12 protein-coding genes are annotated in these 17,375 nt (G+C 38.6%); 11 read left to right on the top strand and 1 reads right to left on the bottom strand.

Annotated elements, in window-relative coordinates:
- The first annotated feature begins 173 nt into the window (after window positions 1-173).
- Genes C4S38_RS10165 through C4S38_RS10140 form a run of 6 tightly spaced genes read left to right on the top strand, consistent with a single transcriptional unit; the run spans window position 174 to window position 9,256 of the window.
- A complete protein-coding gene (locus tag C4S38_RS10165; RefSeq protein WP_103983655.1) occupies window positions 174-2,750 on the top strand; it encodes a DUF4493 domain-containing protein in 2,577 nt (858 codons plus the stop codon).
- 4 nt (window positions 2,751-2,754) lie between these two features.
- Complete coding sequence (locus tag C4S38_RS10160; protein WP_103983654.1) at window positions 2,755-3,483, top strand: DUF4493 domain-containing protein; 729 nt, start codon at window positions 2,755-2,757, stop codon at window positions 3,481-3,483.
- Entirely contained in the window at window positions 3,480-4,727 is a 1,248-nt protein-coding gene (locus tag C4S38_RS10155) for a DUF4493 domain-containing protein (RefSeq protein ID WP_103983653.1), read from the top strand. Before C4S38_RS10160 ends, C4S38_RS10155 begins: the two co-directional genes overlap by 4 nt.
- A gap of 8 nt (window positions 4,728-4,735) precedes the next feature.
- Window positions 4,736-6,853, top strand: a complete 2,118-nt coding sequence (locus tag C4S38_RS10150; protein WP_160034703.1) for a PCMD domain-containing protein — start codon at window positions 4,736-4,738, stop codon at window positions 6,851-6,853.
- Window positions 6,854-7,603: a hypothetical protein gene (locus tag C4S38_RS10145; RefSeq protein WP_234999342.1), complete on the top strand. Its 750-nt coding sequence runs from the start codon at window positions 6,854-6,856 to the stop codon at window positions 7,601-7,603. It begins immediately after the preceding gene.
- 9 nt (window positions 7,604-7,612) lie between these two features.
- Entirely contained in the window at window positions 7,613-9,256 is a 1,644-nt protein-coding gene (locus C4S38_RS10140; RefSeq protein WP_103983651.1) for a PCMD domain-containing protein, read from the top strand.
- Window positions 9,257-9,335: 79 nt separating this feature from the next.
- Here C4S38_RS10140 and C4S38_RS10135 read toward each other — a convergent pair whose 3' ends face one another.
- The gene (locus C4S38_RS10135) at window positions 9,336-10,412 is read right to left on the bottom strand and encodes an SGNH/GDSL hydrolase family protein (RefSeq protein ID WP_103983650.1); all 1,077 of its coding nucleotides are present in this window, start codon (window positions 10,410-10,412) and stop codon (window positions 9,336-9,338) included.
- A 112-nt stretch (window positions 10,413-10,524) separates the two neighbouring features.
- Here C4S38_RS10135 and metG point away from each other — a divergent pair, with 112 nt between their 5' ends.
- The 5 genes from metG (at window position 10,525) to C4S38_RS10110 (ending at window position 17,358) form a co-directional block, all read left to right on the top strand.
- On the top strand, window positions 10,525-12,564 hold the full coding sequence (metG, locus tag C4S38_RS10130) for a methionine--tRNA ligase (RefSeq protein WP_103983649.1): 2,040 nt from the start codon (window positions 10,525-10,527) through the stop codon (window positions 12,562-12,564).
- Between the two features lie 24 nt (window positions 12,565-12,588).
- Entirely contained in the window at window positions 12,589-13,728 is a 1,140-nt protein-coding gene (locus C4S38_RS10125; RefSeq protein ID WP_103983648.1) for a DegT/DnrJ/EryC1/StrS family aminotransferase, read from the top strand.
- A 12-nt stretch (window positions 13,729-13,740) separates the two neighbouring features.
- A complete protein-coding gene (locus tag C4S38_RS10120) occupies window positions 13,741-14,757 on the top strand; it encodes a Gfo/Idh/MocA family protein (protein ID WP_099464672.1) in 1,017 nt (338 codons plus the stop codon).
- Window positions 14,758-15,097: 340 nt separating this feature from the next.
- Entirely contained in the window at window positions 15,098-16,027 is a 930-nt protein-coding gene (locus C4S38_RS10115; protein WP_103983647.1) for a UDP-glucuronic acid decarboxylase family protein, read from the top strand.
- Between the two features lie 17 nt (window positions 16,028-16,044).
- Window positions 16,045-17,358, top strand: a complete 1,314-nt coding sequence (locus tag C4S38_RS10110; protein WP_103983646.1) for a UDP-glucose dehydrogenase family protein — start codon at window positions 16,045-16,047, stop codon at window positions 17,356-17,358.
- The last annotated feature ends 17 nt before the right edge of the window (window positions 17,359-17,375 follow it).

Genomic DNA, 17,375 nt, shown 5'->3' with positions numbered 1-17,375 from the left:
TTACCTTTTATATAATTTCTAAAAAAAAGAACATGTAATCGAATAAATAGACCTTGCTAAGTTTATGCAGTTGTCGTTTCTTTGCATCGGTTTATTAATAGGTGAAGAAGGGTATTATTTTATTTTTTGTTTGTGTTTTATTGAGGCTGAATTAAGTAATTATTTACTATATAATGAAAAAAAGTAAATTAGCACATAGCCTGTTGGAGGCTATGTTGTATTCTTTCAGCATGCTGATCGTAGCAGCATGCCTTTTCTCGTGTGATACGGATAAATTGGGCGGTGTTGAACATGCCGGCTCTTTACAATTGAGTTTAGGGGCGGACACAACAGGCGTTGATAATGGTAATGTGGTTACTAAGTCGCCAGTGTTTAACTGGACTCCGTTTTTGGATACTGACCAGTACAAAATTGAAATCCTTCAAGGAAATGAGAATAGTGTTGTAAAGACATTCGACCAGTATAAGGATATGCCTGATGTTGTTGAACTGGAACGTGGTGACTACAAAATTCGTGCTTCAATGGGCAAACAAGTCGCTGCTGCATTTGATGCTCCTCGTTTTGAAGGAATTTCCGATTTTATAATTAAAGAAAATATGACTACCAAGCTGGATGTTACCTGTGAGTTGGTTAATGCCCGGGTGTTGGTGTTTTATACGGACAGTTTTAAAGCCGTTTATCCTAAATATACTGTTACGTTTGAAAGTTCTCATACAACGGAACCTTTTGTATTTGAACAAGATGAAAGCCGTTCCGGTTGGTTTCAGGTTAATACGGATGGAGAGGACTTGAAAGGAGTTCTTACAGCTACGCCCGATACGGGAGAAGTAAAGAAATATACCATAACTATTCCTTCTGTGAAACCAAAGGATAATGTTAGGGTAACATTCAATTCTACACCGAATACACGACCAGATAGAGGATTAACAGTAAAAGTGACAATCAATAATGAGACGATTGATGTACCGGTCAATATTTATGTACCCGACTATATGTTACCAGTAAAGGCTGTGGCTCTGGAAAGTACGGGTTTTGCTAATGAAGATGCCATTTCGTTGGCTGCAGGAGATAATAAAGATATGGCCAAGGTGCGTATTTTTGCCCCTGGCACGATCAAGTATTGCTGGTTGACAAAAAAGAAGGATGGAGCAGTTGTTGGAGAATATGATTTGGCAACGAAAGACGGTGCTATTAATGCTATAAATGCAAATGAAGGTTTGACATTGCCGGAGATATTAAAGAAAAAGGATGTAACTATCGATTTTACAGCAATGGTAAATAAATTGCCTCGTAATGCAGCAGGCGATAAAAGTGTTCATATTTATGATTATATATTGCAGGTACAAGACTCTTTAGTGAATCCGCATAAAAGTGATCCTTTGACCCTTCGTGTAAAAATGGTTCCGGACGTTGCGCCGAAAATAACAGTATATGGTTTTACCAGCGGTTTGGAAGAAAATATTATTGAAGGAGGAGTGAGTTCGGATGGAAGTAATACTTTGCAAAACTATAAAGCAACAGTGGAAACGAAGTCTGGTATTAGTTCTTGTTCTTTGGAAGTTATAGGTGTTGATGGAAACAAACAGACATATACAGGCTCTACATTACAAGAGTTGGCAACAAATGCTGGTATTGTGTTTAATGGACAAACTTTTGATTTTTCAGAATCTGTTAGTAAATTGGAAACGCCGGAAGGAAAAGTGTCAAAAGCTTCCTATGTGTTAAATGTAAACTCGTTATATGAAGGAACCACTTATACGGCGACAAGTAATTTGAATGTGGCTGTGGCTCCGCCTAAGTTTGAAATGACGATGAATGGTGATGCGGAATGGAATGGCGATGCCTATGCTAAGCGTGCACTTTTGAGAGCTAAAGTGGTACGTGGTAAAGTAGATGCGATTACAGGCTTTGAATATAAAGATGATTCTAATACATGGGTGCCTGTGCCAGAAAATGCAACTTTTGATGCAGATGAAGAAGCTGTCTCTATTTTGAAAGGCTTGACCCCTGAGAAGTCTTATGCAGTTAGGGCGGTTTATGGGAAACATAAATCTGAAGAAATGACATTTACAACAGAGGCAATTATGCAGTTGCCGAATGTTTCAGAAAAAGGGATTGATAAATGGACTTCAGAAACATATGGCAGTGGTGGACGAACAATTTGGTATCCGTGGGATAATAATGACGAGACGACAAAAGGATGGGATACGTCAAATAAAGAGTCTATGCAGAGTGGTAATGGTAATGTATATGAATCGGCTGCAAGTGTAATGGTAAAAGATGGAGAGACATTAATTCGTACGGTTGGTTGGGCTGCGAAAACGGGAATTTCTTGGATTATAAGTCATTATCTTTTAAAACAGACCGTAGGTATGTTATCGTTTAATAGTGATAATTCAAATATGACATTCACGTCTCGTCCATTATCTTTATCATTTAATTATAAATATTCGTTGAAAAATAATCGAAATTCTTCTTTTAATGTTTCTATAATAGTTAAAGATGATGAAGATAAAATTATTACAACAAAAGAATATGGAATGACATCAGGGACAGGTATATGTAATGTGATTTTAGACTATCCTAAGAGTTCCCGTATAGCAAAAAGTCTTGAGATATATTTAAAATCAGATGATGCTGGAGGAACGCTGGAAAAGGATGATGCTAAAGGCTCTGCATTTGCAGCTCCTGGATCAGAAATTATCGGTAGCCAATTAACAATTTCGAACCTTAAACTCAATTACGAATAACATTATGCAAAAGATACATTATATATTATTGTTGTTCCTTGCTGGTATAATAATTTCATGCCAGCAAGATGAGGAGATATCGGCTGTTGGTCGTTTATCTCTCGATATGGACACTAAGAACGGAACCGATATCCCTGTCGTTCTTAAATCTGCAGTTACTGTAGATGTAGACACATTTCATATTGTGATAAAGGATGCAAGTGGGAACCCGATCAAACAGAACTTCGATACGTTTGCTGAATTGAAGAAAGAAGGAATGCCTTTGGTGCTTCCGGTTGGTTCATATACAGCAGAAGCATCTTCGGGAGTGTTGCCGGAAGCTGCATTTGATAAACCGTGTTACCGGGGAAATAAACCATTTGCTATTGAAGAGAATACGGTAACGGAAATAAAGATACATTGTAAACATCAAAGCATCAAAGTATCTTTGAAATATACGGATAACTTCTTGAACATGATTAATTCCGACTTTAAAGTCTCCGTTACTAACAGCCGTGCGGAATTAATCTTTACCGAAAAAGAGAAGCGTTCCGCTTTCTTTACCGTAAGTCAGTTATTTACAGTTCATGTGACAGGTACCTCTAAAGAATTCGGAACCCGGATAGACTTTGCCGGAGATATTAAGCATATTAAGGATGGTGCAGAGCAGGAATTAAAAGCTGGCGATCATCTGATTGTAACGTTGGATGCCTATAAAGAATCACCTATCGTTAAATCCATACAAGTATTATGAAAACAGTATTATATACGATAGCCTTAATCATTTCATTTATAGTTGGATTTACTTCCTGTGAAATGAAAAAAGAGTTGACAGGCGGAATAAAACCTGTTGATCCGGATGAGGTTCCTTCCGATCCGAAAGTGGCGGGAGTGTTGGATTTAAAGTTGAATCTTCAGCCCGAAAGTGATACGCCGGAAACAAAAGCGAAGGCGGATGTGGCTGCTACTGTTGATATCAACGATTTTGGAGTGCAGATTATTGATTCGACAGGTACGGTAGTCAAAACTTTTGACTCCTACAGAGAATATCAGGAAACAAAAGAGTTGTTGCTGAGGAAGGGCAAATATACGATTCGTGCTTCGTGGGGAGAGCTCTATGAAGCTGCTTTCGATGCTCCTTATTTTATTGGAGATACATTATGTGAGATTGAGCCGGGAGTTGTGAGTACGATCAAGACGAATTGCATGCTGCAGAATGCTAAAGTGAATGTTGAATACAATGATGATTTCCTGAAAGTATTTAAAGACGATTATTCAGTGGTTGTCACTAATGGAGCCGGAGTTCTTACTCTGGATAAAGAGGAACAACGGGTTGCCTATTTCCGTTCGGATGAAAATATAAATCTGATTATTAGTTCTACTACGCATAAAGGATTGGATATTGTGTCGAAGCACAAGATAGAGAAGGCAGCTCCTAATGCGTTGTATAATATTATATTGGGTATAGATGTCAGTGTTGATTCAGTAATAGATCAATTGGTAAAACCCGGGATAACAGTAGATATAACTATGCATACCCGTGACACGGTAATTAATATAGAAGCGCCTACATTGCCTCCTGATCCGGATGATGGAACAGATGAGCCGGGGGGAGCTATATCTATAACCGGAAACGGATTGGATTCTCCGCTTGAAATGACGGATGCCGAAGCTACTGCCGGCTCTGTTCCTGTAAAAGTGACAATTAAGGCCTCTGCCGGGTTGAAGAATGTAGTTGTCAAAATTGTAGCTCCGGCTTTGGAGGCAATTTTGGGTCCGGAAAATCCGTTTGATTTGCTTAATCTGACGCCAACAATGACTGGGATATTGGATGGTGTAGGCTTAGTACGTCCGAAGGAAGGAGATACGGAATATACGTTGGATGTGACATCTATGATGAAAATGCTTGGAGGTGCTGGAACTTATAAGTTTGAGGTGAATGTTACTGATAAGGCTGGAAATAGCTTGCCTAAAACATTAACAATAATCATTAAGTAATGAGAAATATGAAACGATATATAGGCGTGTTGCTATTTCTTTTGGTATTCTTCCCGTCGTGTGAAGAAAAAGATAACCTGATAGAAGAAGGCTATCTGTATGTTTCTACAACAAAAGACTTGGATGTGATAACGCGGTCTGAAGCAGACGTGGAACCGGTAAGCGTGGCAATTTGCAAGGCGGCAACGGGTGATACGGTGAAATTTTTTGAAAATTATGATAAAGATTTGGGAGCTAAGGGAAAAGTACAACTTCCTGTAGGCTTGTATCATGTAAAGGCTGGTACCAAATATGCAGGAAAAGCAGCTTTTGATAAACCGTACTATTTTGGAGTAGATACAATCGAAGTGGTGAAAGCAACCATGAAAGAAGCAGAGGTCGTTTGTACATTAGCGAATGTGAAGGTAACTGTAAAATATTCCGATTTACTCAAAAAGTTTTTTACCGGGTATAAAGTTACAGTTGGTAATGCTAGTGGCGAGCTTATATTTGACGAGGAAGAGGTTCGAGCAGGCTATTTTACACCTTCAAAGTTAAATGTAACATTGAATTTGGTAAATAATGACGGAACAGCCTATAAGATCGTAAAGGAATTGCCGAATGTAAAAGCAAGAGAACATTATCGTTTGAATTTTTCAATAGGGGAAGAACCGGATAGTCCTGAAGCCGGTGGTGATTTTGATATTACTGTGGATGAAGAAACGAATGATATAGAATGTACGTTGAAGATCCCGGTATTTGAAGATGACTTTGGAAGAAATATGCCGAAGATAGTGACAACACCGGATGGCGAATTGAATATAAAGGAGACAAATCCTGCCAATACTCAATTGTCTTCAGCAATTACTTCAAAAAATGGTTTGCAATTGTTGGCATTAAAACTTGTGTCTACCTATTTTAATGAAACAGAAGGGCTTCCTGCTTATATCGATTTGATGAAAATGGATGATAATGTGCGAAGCAGATTGTCTGGCCTGGGAATTAGTATTCCTCAATTAGCAGAAGCTGCTATAGAAACAAATCTGGATTTTTCTGGTTTGTTAAGTAAGTTGCCTCTGAAGGATGGAAAGAAAACATCACATTCTATCACGGTTATTGCTCGTGATAAGTTGGGGCAGCAAGTAGAGGATACTGTATTGATAGAGGTAAGACCGAATGTGGCTGTAGAAACAACTGTTGGTGTATGGTCTACATTTGTTTATTTATCTGCAACAGCGGGTACGAATGAAAATATAGCTGTTTATTATAAAAAGCAAGATGATGAATCTTGGATGATGGCACCACTGACCCCGTCAGATATAAAAGAGACTGCCGATGGAGACTATATATTCTCTGTGAAAATTAAAGATTTAATAAAGAATACTGCTTATTCTTATAAAGTAATAGCTGATAGAGATGAACAGGAAGGTAGCTTCCAAACAGGGGATGAAGCACAGATACCTTATTCTAATTTTGATTCGTGGTATACGAAAAGCAAAGCACAATATGTTGGAACAGAGAGTAACCATCTTTGGGACTCTGGAAATGAAGGTGGAGCAAGCTTTGGTTTTGTTCCTACAACGGAAGAAACTACAGATGTTATAAAGGGGTCTGCTGCAAAGTTGGCATCAACATACGCAGTAGTGAAATTTGCTGCAGGAAACCTTTATACAGGGGATTTTGTGGAGTTGTATCAGACGACGCAGGCTCGGCTGGATTTTGGAATTCCTTATTCTTGTAAACCAACAGCCTTGAAAGGATATTATAAGTATTCTCCGGGGACAATTGACAAAGGAAGTTATTTGAATTTGAATGGAACAGTAGATAGTTGTCATATTTACATCGCTTTATGTGATTGGACTAAACCATTCAGAGTGGAAACAGGTTCTCAGACTTTTGTTGATTTAAGTGTGGATAATAAAAGTATTATTGCATTTGGTGAGTTGAAAACTAATAAAAAAATGGAGAAGTATGAACAGTTTAGGATAGACCTTGAATATAGAGATAAATACCGTCAACCAACTTATATATTAGTTGTTGCTTCAGCTAGTAAATATGGTGACTATTTCACAGGAAGTACCAGTAGTGTATTATTGATTGATGAATTTGAATTATTGTTTGATGATCCGCAAGATAAAATAAAATAAATGAAAAAAAGACTGTTATTTCTGATCTGTTTCTTTCCTCTTTTTGTCTTTGCCAAAGAGACGAAGGAAACAAGAAAAACAAAATATGATCGTGGAATTGTAATGAAAACCTTTATACCAAAAGGTCAATGGATGGTAGGTGCCACGTTCTCTTATTCGGAGCATGTTGATGATAATTTTGAATTTTTATCAGTACTGAAAGAGATAAATAGTGAAGGATATACATTTAAGGTGACACCTTTGGTGAGCTACTTTATTCGGGATAATATTAGTATTGGAGGCCGTTTTGCTTATTCGCGTACCTTTACAAAACTGGATAATATTAAATTGGCGTTGGGCGATGACCTGAGTTTTGAAATACAGGATTATAATAGTACGGCTAATACGTATTCCGGAGCTATTTTTCTTCGTACTTATTTGAATTTGGGTGATAGCAAACGGTTTGGACTGTTTAACGAAGCACGTCTTAGTTATGGCTATTCGCAAAGTAAAGGCACTACGGGATTGGGTGTTGATTTATCTGGGCTGCACGAACTAAAGCATAATCTAAATATTGGCGTAGCTCCGGGTATTACGTGCTTTGTGAATGATTTTACGGCCGTAGAGGCATCGATTAATGTAGCAGGTCTGAATTTTAACTGGTACGACCAGACAAAAGATCAGGTTTATAAAGGTTCCCGCCATTCCAGTTCTGCTAATTTTAAAATAAATCTGTTATCTATTGATTTAGGTATTGTTTTTTATCTGTAAACAAATAATATGACTACATATAAGCTTTCCATAATAGGAATATTGGTTTGTATACTTGGTTCCTTTCAGAGCTGTATAGAAAATGATATTCCTTATCCTACAATCAAAGGAGAAATTCTTGAAATTGATATGGATGGGATGATATCCGCTAAAATAGACGACGATGCCAATACCGTTATGGTAAAAGTTGCTGATACGCTGGATTTAGTAGATATACGTATAAAAAAACTTGTGGTAACAGAAGGAGCAAAAGTTATTCCTGATGCGTTGAGTTGTATTGATTTTGCTCATTTTCCAGATACAGGTTTTGTATCGGTGGACAGCTTACCTGTAACTGCCAATACCCGAATGAATTTTAAAAAGCCTGTTCCATTATTATTGAAGATATACCAGGATTATCAGTGGACAATAAATGTTTCACATGAAATCAATCGTATATTCCAGGTGAAAAATCAAACAGGTACGCCTTTGGTTGACGAGTTGAACAAGCAGGTTATCATCTATGTGGATAAAGACGAACAACCCAAATTCGATAATATAGAAATAGAGAACATGCAATTGGGAAGTTCCATTGCAGAGACTAACCCTAATCCTGTTACGGTTCATGATTTTCGACGTCCTCAGAAGTTTGAAGTAAAAGCGTTCGGGGAAACTGAAATATGGACTGTAAGTATAATGCATCCTTCTGATGATGAGAAGTCTGCTCAGTTATCTGCATGGACTAAACGAGCTTATTTATCCGGTACGACAAAGACGAAGCAGGTTTCAGCACAATATCGTAAAAAAGGAGAAGATTCTTGGGAGTCTGTACTTCCGAATGAAATAACTATTGAAGAAAATGGTTCATTCCTTGCTATGATGACTCATTTGCAACCGGAAACAACGTATGAATATGAGTTAACAGTGGATGGTAAAACAGAAGGACTGAAAGAGTTTATTACGGATGCTATTCAACAAGTTCCAAACCTTAATTTTGACTCATGGTTTTTAGAAGGAAAAGTATGGTATCCGGATATTGATCTATCTGCGGATAATTATTTCTGGGACACAGGAAATAAAGGAGCAAGTTTGGCTGGAGGCTCAGATCTTCCAACTATGGAAGAAAAGAAAAATGTGATAAAAGGGAGCGCTATAAAAATGGCTTCCAAATATGTTATTATAAAATTTGCTGCCGGAAATATATATTCAGGTAGTTTTGTAGGCTTGGCAGGAGGAACAAAAGGAGCGGAACTTGATTTTGGCCGTCCATATACAGGGCGCCCTTCCCGGATGAAAGGATATTATAGTTATGCACCTGGAATTATTGATAAAGCGGATAATGATAAATATGGGTATATGAAGGGGCAAAAAGATTCCTGTCATATATACATAGGGTTGTTTAATTGGACAAAGCCTTTCCGGGTAAATACAGTAACGGAGACATTTGTTGATCTTACCTGGAATAATGAGTCTATGATTGCATTTGGCGAGTTAAAAACAGATCAGTCAACAAGCGGTTACCAATCTTTTAATATAGAACTTAAGTATCGAGACTATTTTACAAAACCTACTTATATAGTTATAGTAGCTTCAGCTAGTAAATATGGTGATTATTTTGTAGGAAGTACAAGTAGTGTATTATATTTGGATGAGTGCAAATTGGTGTTTGAGTGACAAAGAATAGAAAGAAACTGCTCCGCTTATCATCCAATTATTGGATGATAAGCGGAGCAAATTGTTTGTAAGTGGTTGATTATTCCTTTATATGTTTCTTCAATACCGGATAAAGTAATTCCGAATATCTCATAAAGCCTAAGTCTGTGAAATGAATCCCATCGACGGTTGCTTCTGCATCGTGGCCGATCATATCTTTGGAGGAAAGCATATAGATATTTTTTTCTCCTTTTTCTTTTAACGAACGGAAGATTGCATTGATCTCGTCGTTTTTGTCTTTTACCTCCCTGGCAATTTGCTGGTCGAAACGTGTATGAGTGAATATGGGATCTTCTATAAATAGGATTGGTGTATCTGGATGTTTTTCGCGAATGATGGTATAGAACTTAACAGCCCGTTCTTTCATTTGCTCTACACTGGCATTAGGCACGAAGTCTAATACGAACATGGAGGCATCCACTTCGGAGATCAATTCTGCTATTTCGAGATCCAACAATGCGTTACCACTAAATCCCAGATTTATACATTCCCGGTTTAACCAGCGGGAAAGAATATTTGTGTGTGCCATGCCTGGACGATTGGCACATCCTCCCTGAAGAATACTGCTGCCATAAAATACGATGGGTTTTTCTCTTACGGGCAAGTTTATTTTAGGTTGTGTAATTTCTGCAAGCGAGTCAATACCGATACTTAAAGAAACTGTTCCGTCGTATAATGGGAGATATAGCATATATTCCCGTTCTTCCGGTTTCATGTTGGAAATTATAGTTGCCGTATTATCTTTTCCTGTTGGCCGTCCGCTATTAACGAATGTCCATTTTCCGTCAAGCAGACAATAAAGGTCAAGTCCTTTTGTTCCTGTCGGGGTCATGTGGTTCATGAGATTGTTGGTCAGAACCTCCCATTTGGCAGCTATGGTTGTGGAGTTGGAATGAAAGCGGATGGCAAGCCCCGCGCTGTTTTTACCAAGTTCCCAGACGGGCCCTCTCGATATGGACTTTAGAGATTCAGGCAAACGGCTATAGCGTGTATAAGTATTCTCTGTAGCTTTACCTAAAAGAGGAAAATTGGATGCATCGTGATAAACGATTTGTCCTTTTATTGAAAAAGAAAACGAGAAAAGAAGTAATGAAATTAAAATAACAGGTGTTTTCATAATGTATATTATTAAAAATTGATTCAAAGGTATGAAATAGAATAAGAATCTCCAATATCAGACTTTCATAATAATTCCTTACCTTTGCATCTTAAAAAGAGAACGCAAAGATATGGAAAAACAATTTAAGAGGACGCTGATAACTACGGCGTTGCCGTATGCAAACGGACCGGTACATATTGGTCATCTTGCCGGTGTGTATGTGCCTGCCGATATTTATGCACGTTATCTTCGTTTAAAAGGTGAAGAGGTTTTGATGATAGGGGGTTCGGATGAACATGGTGTGCCTATTACATTACGGGCAAAGAAAGAGGGGATTACTCCTCAGGATGTTGTTGATCGTTATCATGCTATTATAAAGAAGTCTTTTAAAGAATTTGGAATCTCATTTGATATTTACTCCCGGACGACATCTCCTACGCACCATCAAATGGCTTCCGACTTTTTCCGTACTTTATATGATAAGGGAGAATTTATTGAAAAAACAAGCGAACAGTACTATGATGAAGAGGCCAAACAGTTTTTGGCCGACCGTTATATTACCGGAACTTGCCCCCATTGCGGTAATGAAAAAGCGTATGGCGACCAATGCGAAGCTTGTGGTACGTCTTTAAGCCCTACGGATCTGATTAACCCGAAATCGGCTATTAGTGGTAGCCAGCCTGTAATGAAGGAGACCAAGCACTGGTATTTACCGCTGGATAAATGGGAACCATTTTTGCGTGAATGGATTTTGGAAGGGCATAAAGAATGGAAATCGAATGTGTACGGTCAATGTAAAAGCTGGCTGGATATGGGGTTGCAACCTCGTGCAGTAAGCCGCGACTTGGATTGGGGTATTCCCGTACCGGTTGAGGGAGCCGAAGGTAAGGTTCTTTATGTGTGGTTTGATGCACCTATTGGTTATATTTCTAATACAAAAGAGTTGTTGCCTGATAGTTGGGAGACTTGGTGGAAAGATTCTGAAACGAAGATGGTTCATTTTATCGGAAAAGATAATATTGTATTTCACTGTATTGTGTTTCCTGCCATGTTGAAGGCCGAAGGTTCTTATAATTTACCGGAAAATGTACCGGCTAACGAGTTTCTGAACCTGGAAGGTGATAAAATCTCCACTTCGCGAAACTGGGCTGTTTGGTTGAATGAATATTTAGTAGATATGCCGGGTAAACAGGATGTATTACGTTATGTCCTGACTGCAAATGCTCCGGAAACAAAGGATAATGATTTTACCTGGAAAGATTTCCAGGCACGTAATAACAATGAGTTGGTTGCCATCTTAGGTAATTTTGTCAACCGTGCATTAGTGCTTACCGAGAAATATTTTGAAGGAAAAGTACCTGCTGCAGGTGAACTGACCGATTATGATCGTCAGACTTTAAAAGATTTTGAAGATGTAAAAGCCAATGTAGAACGTTTGTTGGATACCTATCATTTCCGTGATGCACAGAAAGAAGCTATGAACCTGGCACGTATCGGTAATAAGTATCTGGCAGATATGGAACCATGGAAGTTGGCAAAGACAGATATGGCCCGTGTCGCTACAATTATGAATATTGCTTTGCAGATTACTGCAAACCTGGCAATTGCTTTTGAACCATTCCTTCCGTTCAGCATGGAAAAATTGAATAAAATGTTGAATGTGCAACCGCTTGGTTGGTGTCGTTTAGGTGCGACAGATTTGTTGAAAGCCGGACATCAATTGGGAAAAGCTGAACTTTTATTTGAAAAGATAGAAGATGCTGTTATAGAGGCTCAGGTGCAAAAACTATTGGATACCAAAAAAGCAAACGAAGAGGCTAATTATAGAGCAAAACCGGTACGTGAAAATATCGAGTTTGATGATTTTCTGAAATTAGATATCCGTGTAGGTACAATTCTGGAATGTGCTAAAGTGCCGAAAGCAGATAAACTTTTGCAGTTCCGTATTGATGACGGTCTGGAAAAACGTACGATCGTTTCGGGTATTGCACAACATTACAACCCGGAAGAATTGGTAGGTAAACAGGTTTGTTTTATTGCAAACCTGGCTCCACGTAAGTTAAAAGGTATAATTTCGGAAGGTATGATCCTTTCTGCAGAAAATTTTGACGGTAAATTGGCCGTTATTACTCCTGAGAAAGAGGTAAAACCAGGTAGTGAGGTAAAGTAAATAACTACTTAATACGATATTATTATGGAAGGAAAGAATATTCCGATGGTGGATTTGCGTAGTCAGTATCATCGTTTAAAAGGTGAAATTGATGAGGCTATTTTAACTGTAAATGAAAGCACAGCTTTTATTAATGGTCCACAGGTAAAAGAGTTTGCAACTCATCTTGAGGAGTATTTGGAAATTCCTTTTGTAATACCTTGTGGTAACGGAACGGATGCGTTACAGATTGCATTGATGGCATTAGGGCTGCGTCCGGGAGATGAGGTAATTGTTCCTGCATTTAATTATGTGGCAGCAGTGGAAACCGTTACTCTCTTAGGATTGGTTCCGGTGTTGGTCGATGTAGACCCGTGGACATTTAATATTAATCCCTGGCAGATCGAACAGTGTATTTCCAGACGGACTAGAGCGATTATTGCAGTACACTTATTCGGACAGGCATGTGATATGGGAATCATTTTGGGAATTGCAAAATCTTATCATTTGTATGTTATAGAAGATAATGCCCAATCCTTGGGGACTGGTTATATTTGTGAAGACGGGACTGTAAAAAAAGCCGGAACGTTAGGCCATGTCGGTACTACTTCATTCTTCCCTTCCAAGCCGTTGGGATGCTATGGCGACGGAGGTGCTTTGATGACGTCCGATCGTCGGTTGGCAGATCGAATCCGGATGATAGCCAGTCATGGACAGACCGAAAAATATCATCATAAATTGGTAGGTTGTAATTCACGCTTAGATACGATACAAGCAGCCATTCTGGATGTGAAGTTGAAATATCTGGATGAATTTAATGATAATAGAATAAAATTGGCTGTCCGGTATGATGAAATGTTGTCTTCTTGTAAGCATATTGAAGTTCCTCAAAAATCAACTTTCTCACAGCATATATTTCACCAATATACATTGGTTGTGAAAGATGGAAAACGAGATTCTCTCCAACAATACCTGAAAGAAAAGGGAGTTGCGTCTACAGTCTATTACCCAATACCTTTGCAGGATCAGGAGGCATTTAAGGACACAGCCTTTATTCCTTATAAGATAAAGGTGGCAGGCGATTTGTCAAAATCCGTATTATCAATTCCGATTTACTCTGAAATGACGGTTGAAACACAGGATTATATTATAAAAACGATTTTGGAAGCAGATCAAAAGATCTGATAGGAATATAGAATGAAACAAGGTAATAAAATTCGTTTTGCTGTTATAGGTTGCGGCCATATAGGTAAACGTCATGCAGAAATGATAACCCGTGATGAAGGGGCGGAACTGGTAGCTTTGTGCGATATCCGTACTAAAGGAGAATTGGAAGTTGATATTTATACAGTTCCTTTTTTTCAGAGCCTGGAAGATTTGCTAAACTCCGGTTTGGATATTGACGTAATTAATATCTGTACTCCTAACGGTTTGCATGCACCAATGGCAATTCGCGCGATAGAGACCGGCCATCATGTCGTAATAGAGAAACCAATGGCATTAACTCTCCCTGATGCTGAAAAAGTTGTATATACTTCTCTTAAATATTGTAAGCAGGTATTTTGTGTAATGCAGAACCGTTATTCTCCTCCTTCTGTGTGGATAAAGGAGATGGTAGAATCCGGAAAGTTGGGTAAAATTTATATGGTACAGCTTAATTGCTATTGGAATCGTGACGAACGGTATTATAAGGCTGGTGGTTGGCATGGCGATGCAGCTTTGGATGGAGGGACTCTTTTTACTCAATTCTCCCATTTCATAGATATAATGTATTGGCTTTTTGGTGATATATGTAATATCCAGGCTCGTTTTGCTGATTTTAATCATAAGGATTTGACCGCTTTTGAAGATTCCGGTTTTGTGAATTTCCAATTTGTAAACGGAGGAATGGGATGCCTGAATTATTCTACATCTGTCTGGAATAAAAATATGGAGAGCAGTATGTTGGTCGTAGCTGAAAACGGTAGTGTTAAAATCGGCGGCCAATACATGAACGAAGTAGAGTATTGCCATATTAAAAATTATGAAATGCCCGAATTAGCTCCTACTAATCCGGGTAACGATTATGGACCATACAAAGGATCTGCGCAAAACCATAACTTTGTTATCCGTAATGTTGTGAATGTATTATCCGGCTCCGCTGCTATTACTACGAATGTACTGGAGGGCATGAAGGTTGTGGATATAGTGCAGCGGATATATGCATTGAAATAATAAAACCATCCCGATCATTTTAGGAAACCATCCCGATGATTTTGAAAAATCATCGGGATGGTTTATAATTGCTTGTATGGGAAGTCTTATCCTTATGCAGGATGTTTTACCAAAACCTTTAAAATTCAAACGGAATTTAGATTATATTATGTGAAAAGGATTTTGATTCAAATAACGAAAGCCCGAAACCAGATAAATAACTACCATTTTATGAACTTTAATTTATTCAAATTCCTATCTTTGTGGCACTTTTAGTTGTCCTCAGATGGGGGTGACGAGCTTTTGTGTATCTATAAGAGAATTCCATAATGTATAGCTTAAGGATTAAAAGGGAGATAAAATGAAACAAATTCTGGTCACCGGTGGAGCCGGCTTTATCGGTTCGCATCTTTGCGAACGTCTTTTGAAAGAGGGTAATAGCGTTATTTGTATGGATAACTATTTTACCGGGAAAAAGAAAAACGTCCTTCACTTATTAAACAATCCTTATTTCGAATTGGTTCGCCATGATGTAACATTTCCTTATTATGTGGAAGTAGACGAAATTTATAACTTGGCTTGCCCTGCTTCTCCGGTTCATTATCAGTTTGATCCGGTAAGTACAGTGAAGACATCGGTTATCGGGGCTATTAATATGCTGGGCTTGGCGAAACGTATAAAAGCCCGTATATTACAAGCTTCTACCAGTGAAGTATATGGAGACCCGGCGGTACATCCACAGGAAGAAAGCTACTGGGGAAATGTGAACCCGATAGGACTTCGTTCCTGCTATGACGAAGGTAAACGTTGTGCGGAAACCTTATTTATGGATTATCATCGTCAGAATAAGGTAGATATAAAGATCATCCGGATATTCAATACTTATGGCCCAAATATGCGTCCTGATGATGGTCGTGTAGTTTCTAATTTTATTGTACAGGCTCTAAAGGGTGAGGATTTGACAATTTACGGTGATGGTACACAGACTCGCAGTTTTCAGTATGTGGATGATTTGGTGGAAGGTATGATCCGTATGATGGCTACAGAGAATTTTACAGGTCCTGTTAACTTAGGTAATCCGGGTGAGTTTACTATGCTGGAGCTAGCAGAGATGATTATCCGTCTGGTTGGTTCGAAGTCAAAGATAACTTTTATGCCATTGCCATCAGATGATCCAAAACAACGTAAACCGGATATTTCGCTGGCAAAAAAAATGTTGAATGGTTGGGAACCTAAAGTGAAGCTGGAAGAAGGATTGAAGCCTACCATCGAATATTTCCGTAATTTATAATAGACAGTAATTCTGATATGAAAATCGCTATAGTAGGGACAGGGTATGTTGGTCTTGTCAGTGGTACTTGTTTTGCAGAAATGGGTACCGAAGTTTTTTGTGTGGATGTAGATACTAAAAAGATAGAAAACCTGAATAACGGAATTATGCCTATTTACGAACCAGGTCTTGAAGAAATGGTAAATCGTAATAAAAAAGCAGGCCGTTTGCAATTTACTACAGATTTAACAGAATGCTTGAATGAGGTGGAAGTAGTCTTCAGTGCCGTAGGTACACCTCCCGATGAAGATGGTAGTGCTGACTTGAAATATGTGCTGGAAGTTGCCCGTACAGTTGGACGTAACATGACGAAATATTTATTGCTTGTTACAAAGAGTACCGTTCCGGTTGGTACGGCTAAAAAAGTACGTCAGACTATACAGGAGGAACTGGATAAGCGGGGGCTGGATATACCTTTTGATGTAGCCTCTAATCCCGAATTTTTAAAAGAAGGAGCTGCTATCAAGGACTTCATGAGCCCTGACCGTATAGTTGTTGGTGTGGAGTCTGAACGGGCACAGGAATTGATGACTCGTTTATATCGCCCTTTCCTGTTGAATAACTTCCGTGTAATCTTTATGGATGTACCTTCTGCAGAAATGACTAAATATGCTGCCAACGCTATGTTGGCAACCCGTATAAGCTTTATGAACGACATTGCTAACCTCTGTGAAATTGTGGGAGCCGATGTCAACATGATTCGTAAAGGAATAGGCACAGACGATCGTATCGGCCATCGTTTTTTATATGCCGGTTGTGGTTATGGAGGCTCTTGTTTTCCGAAGGATGTAAAAGCATTGATAAAAACTGCTAATAAAAGCGGATATCCGATGCGTATCCTTCAGGCAGTGGAAGACGTAAATGATGAGCAAAAATCTATTCTTTTCCGAAAATTGGAAAAACAGTTTGGCGGACAATTACAAGGCAGACGCATTGCCATTTGGGGGTTGGCTTTTAAACCGGAAACAGACGATATGCGTGAGGCACCTTCTCTGGTTATTATAGACAAACTTCTGAAAGCCGGTTGTGATGTTCGTGCTTACGATCCGGTAGCTATGGATGAATCCCGCCGTCGTATTGGTGATATTATCTACTACGCTAAAGACATTTATGATGCTGTTGTGGATGCTGATGCTTTGTTGCTCATCACCGAATGGAAAGAGTTCCGTATGCCTTCATGGACTGCCGTTCATAAGTTAATGGCAAATCCATTGGTAATAGATGGACGTAATATTTATGATATCAAAGAAATGGAGGAATATGGGTTTGAATACCATTGTATAGGACGGTAAAAGACAGATATTAAATT

It is taken from the genome of Parabacteroides chinchillae, assembly GCF_900108035.1.
Classification (GTDB): Bacteria; Bacteroidota; Bacteroidia; order Bacteroidales; family Tannerellaceae; genus Parabacteroides; species Parabacteroides chinchillae.
The sequence above is the reverse complement of the archived record's forward strand: the minus strand, read 5'-3'. Positions and strand labels throughout refer to the sequence as shown.

Bases quoted from the DNA above. Each gene is read 5' to 3' on its own strand.
- C4S38_RS10110 (WP_103983646.1), top strand. From the start codon at position 16,045: ATGAAAATCGCTATAGTAGGGACAGGGTATGTTGGTCTTGTCAGTGGT.
- C4S38_RS10140 (WP_103983651.1), top strand. From the start codon at position 7,613: ATGACTACATATAAGCTTTCCATAATAGGAATATTGGTTTGTATACTT.
- C4S38_RS10155 (WP_103983653.1), top strand. From the start codon at position 3,480: ATGAAAACAGTATTATATACGATAGCCTTAATCATTTCATTTATAGTT.
- C4S38_RS10115 (WP_103983647.1), top strand. From the start codon at position 15,098: ATGAAACAAATTCTGGTCACCGGTGGAGCCGGCTTTATCGGTTCGCAT.
- C4S38_RS10150 (WP_160034703.1), top strand. From the start codon at position 4,736: ATGAAACGATATATAGGCGTGTTGCTATTTCTTTTGGTATTCTTCCCG.
- C4S38_RS10125 (WP_103983648.1), top strand. From the start codon at position 12,589: ATGGAAGGAAAGAATATTCCGATGGTGGATTTGCGTAGTCAGTATCAT.
- C4S38_RS10135 (WP_103983650.1), bottom strand. From the start codon at position 10,412: ATGAAAACACCTGTTATTTTAATTTCATTACTTCTTTTCTCGTTTTCT.
- metG (WP_103983649.1), top strand. From the start codon at position 10,525: ATGGAAAAACAATTTAAGAGGACGCTGATAACTACGGCGTTGCCGTAT.
- C4S38_RS10160 (WP_103983654.1), top strand. From the start codon at position 2,755: ATGCAAAAGATACATTATATATTATTGTTGTTCCTTGCTGGTATAATA.
- C4S38_RS10145 (WP_234999342.1), top strand. From the start codon at position 6,854: ATGAAAAAAAGACTGTTATTTCTGATCTGTTTCTTTCCTCTTTTTGTC.
- C4S38_RS10120 (WP_099464672.1), top strand. From the start codon at position 13,741: ATGAAACAAGGTAATAAAATTCGTTTTGCTGTTATAGGTTGCGGCCAT.
- C4S38_RS10165 (WP_103983655.1), top strand. From the start codon at position 174: ATGAAAAAAAGTAAATTAGCACATAGCCTGTTGGAGGCTATGTTGTAT.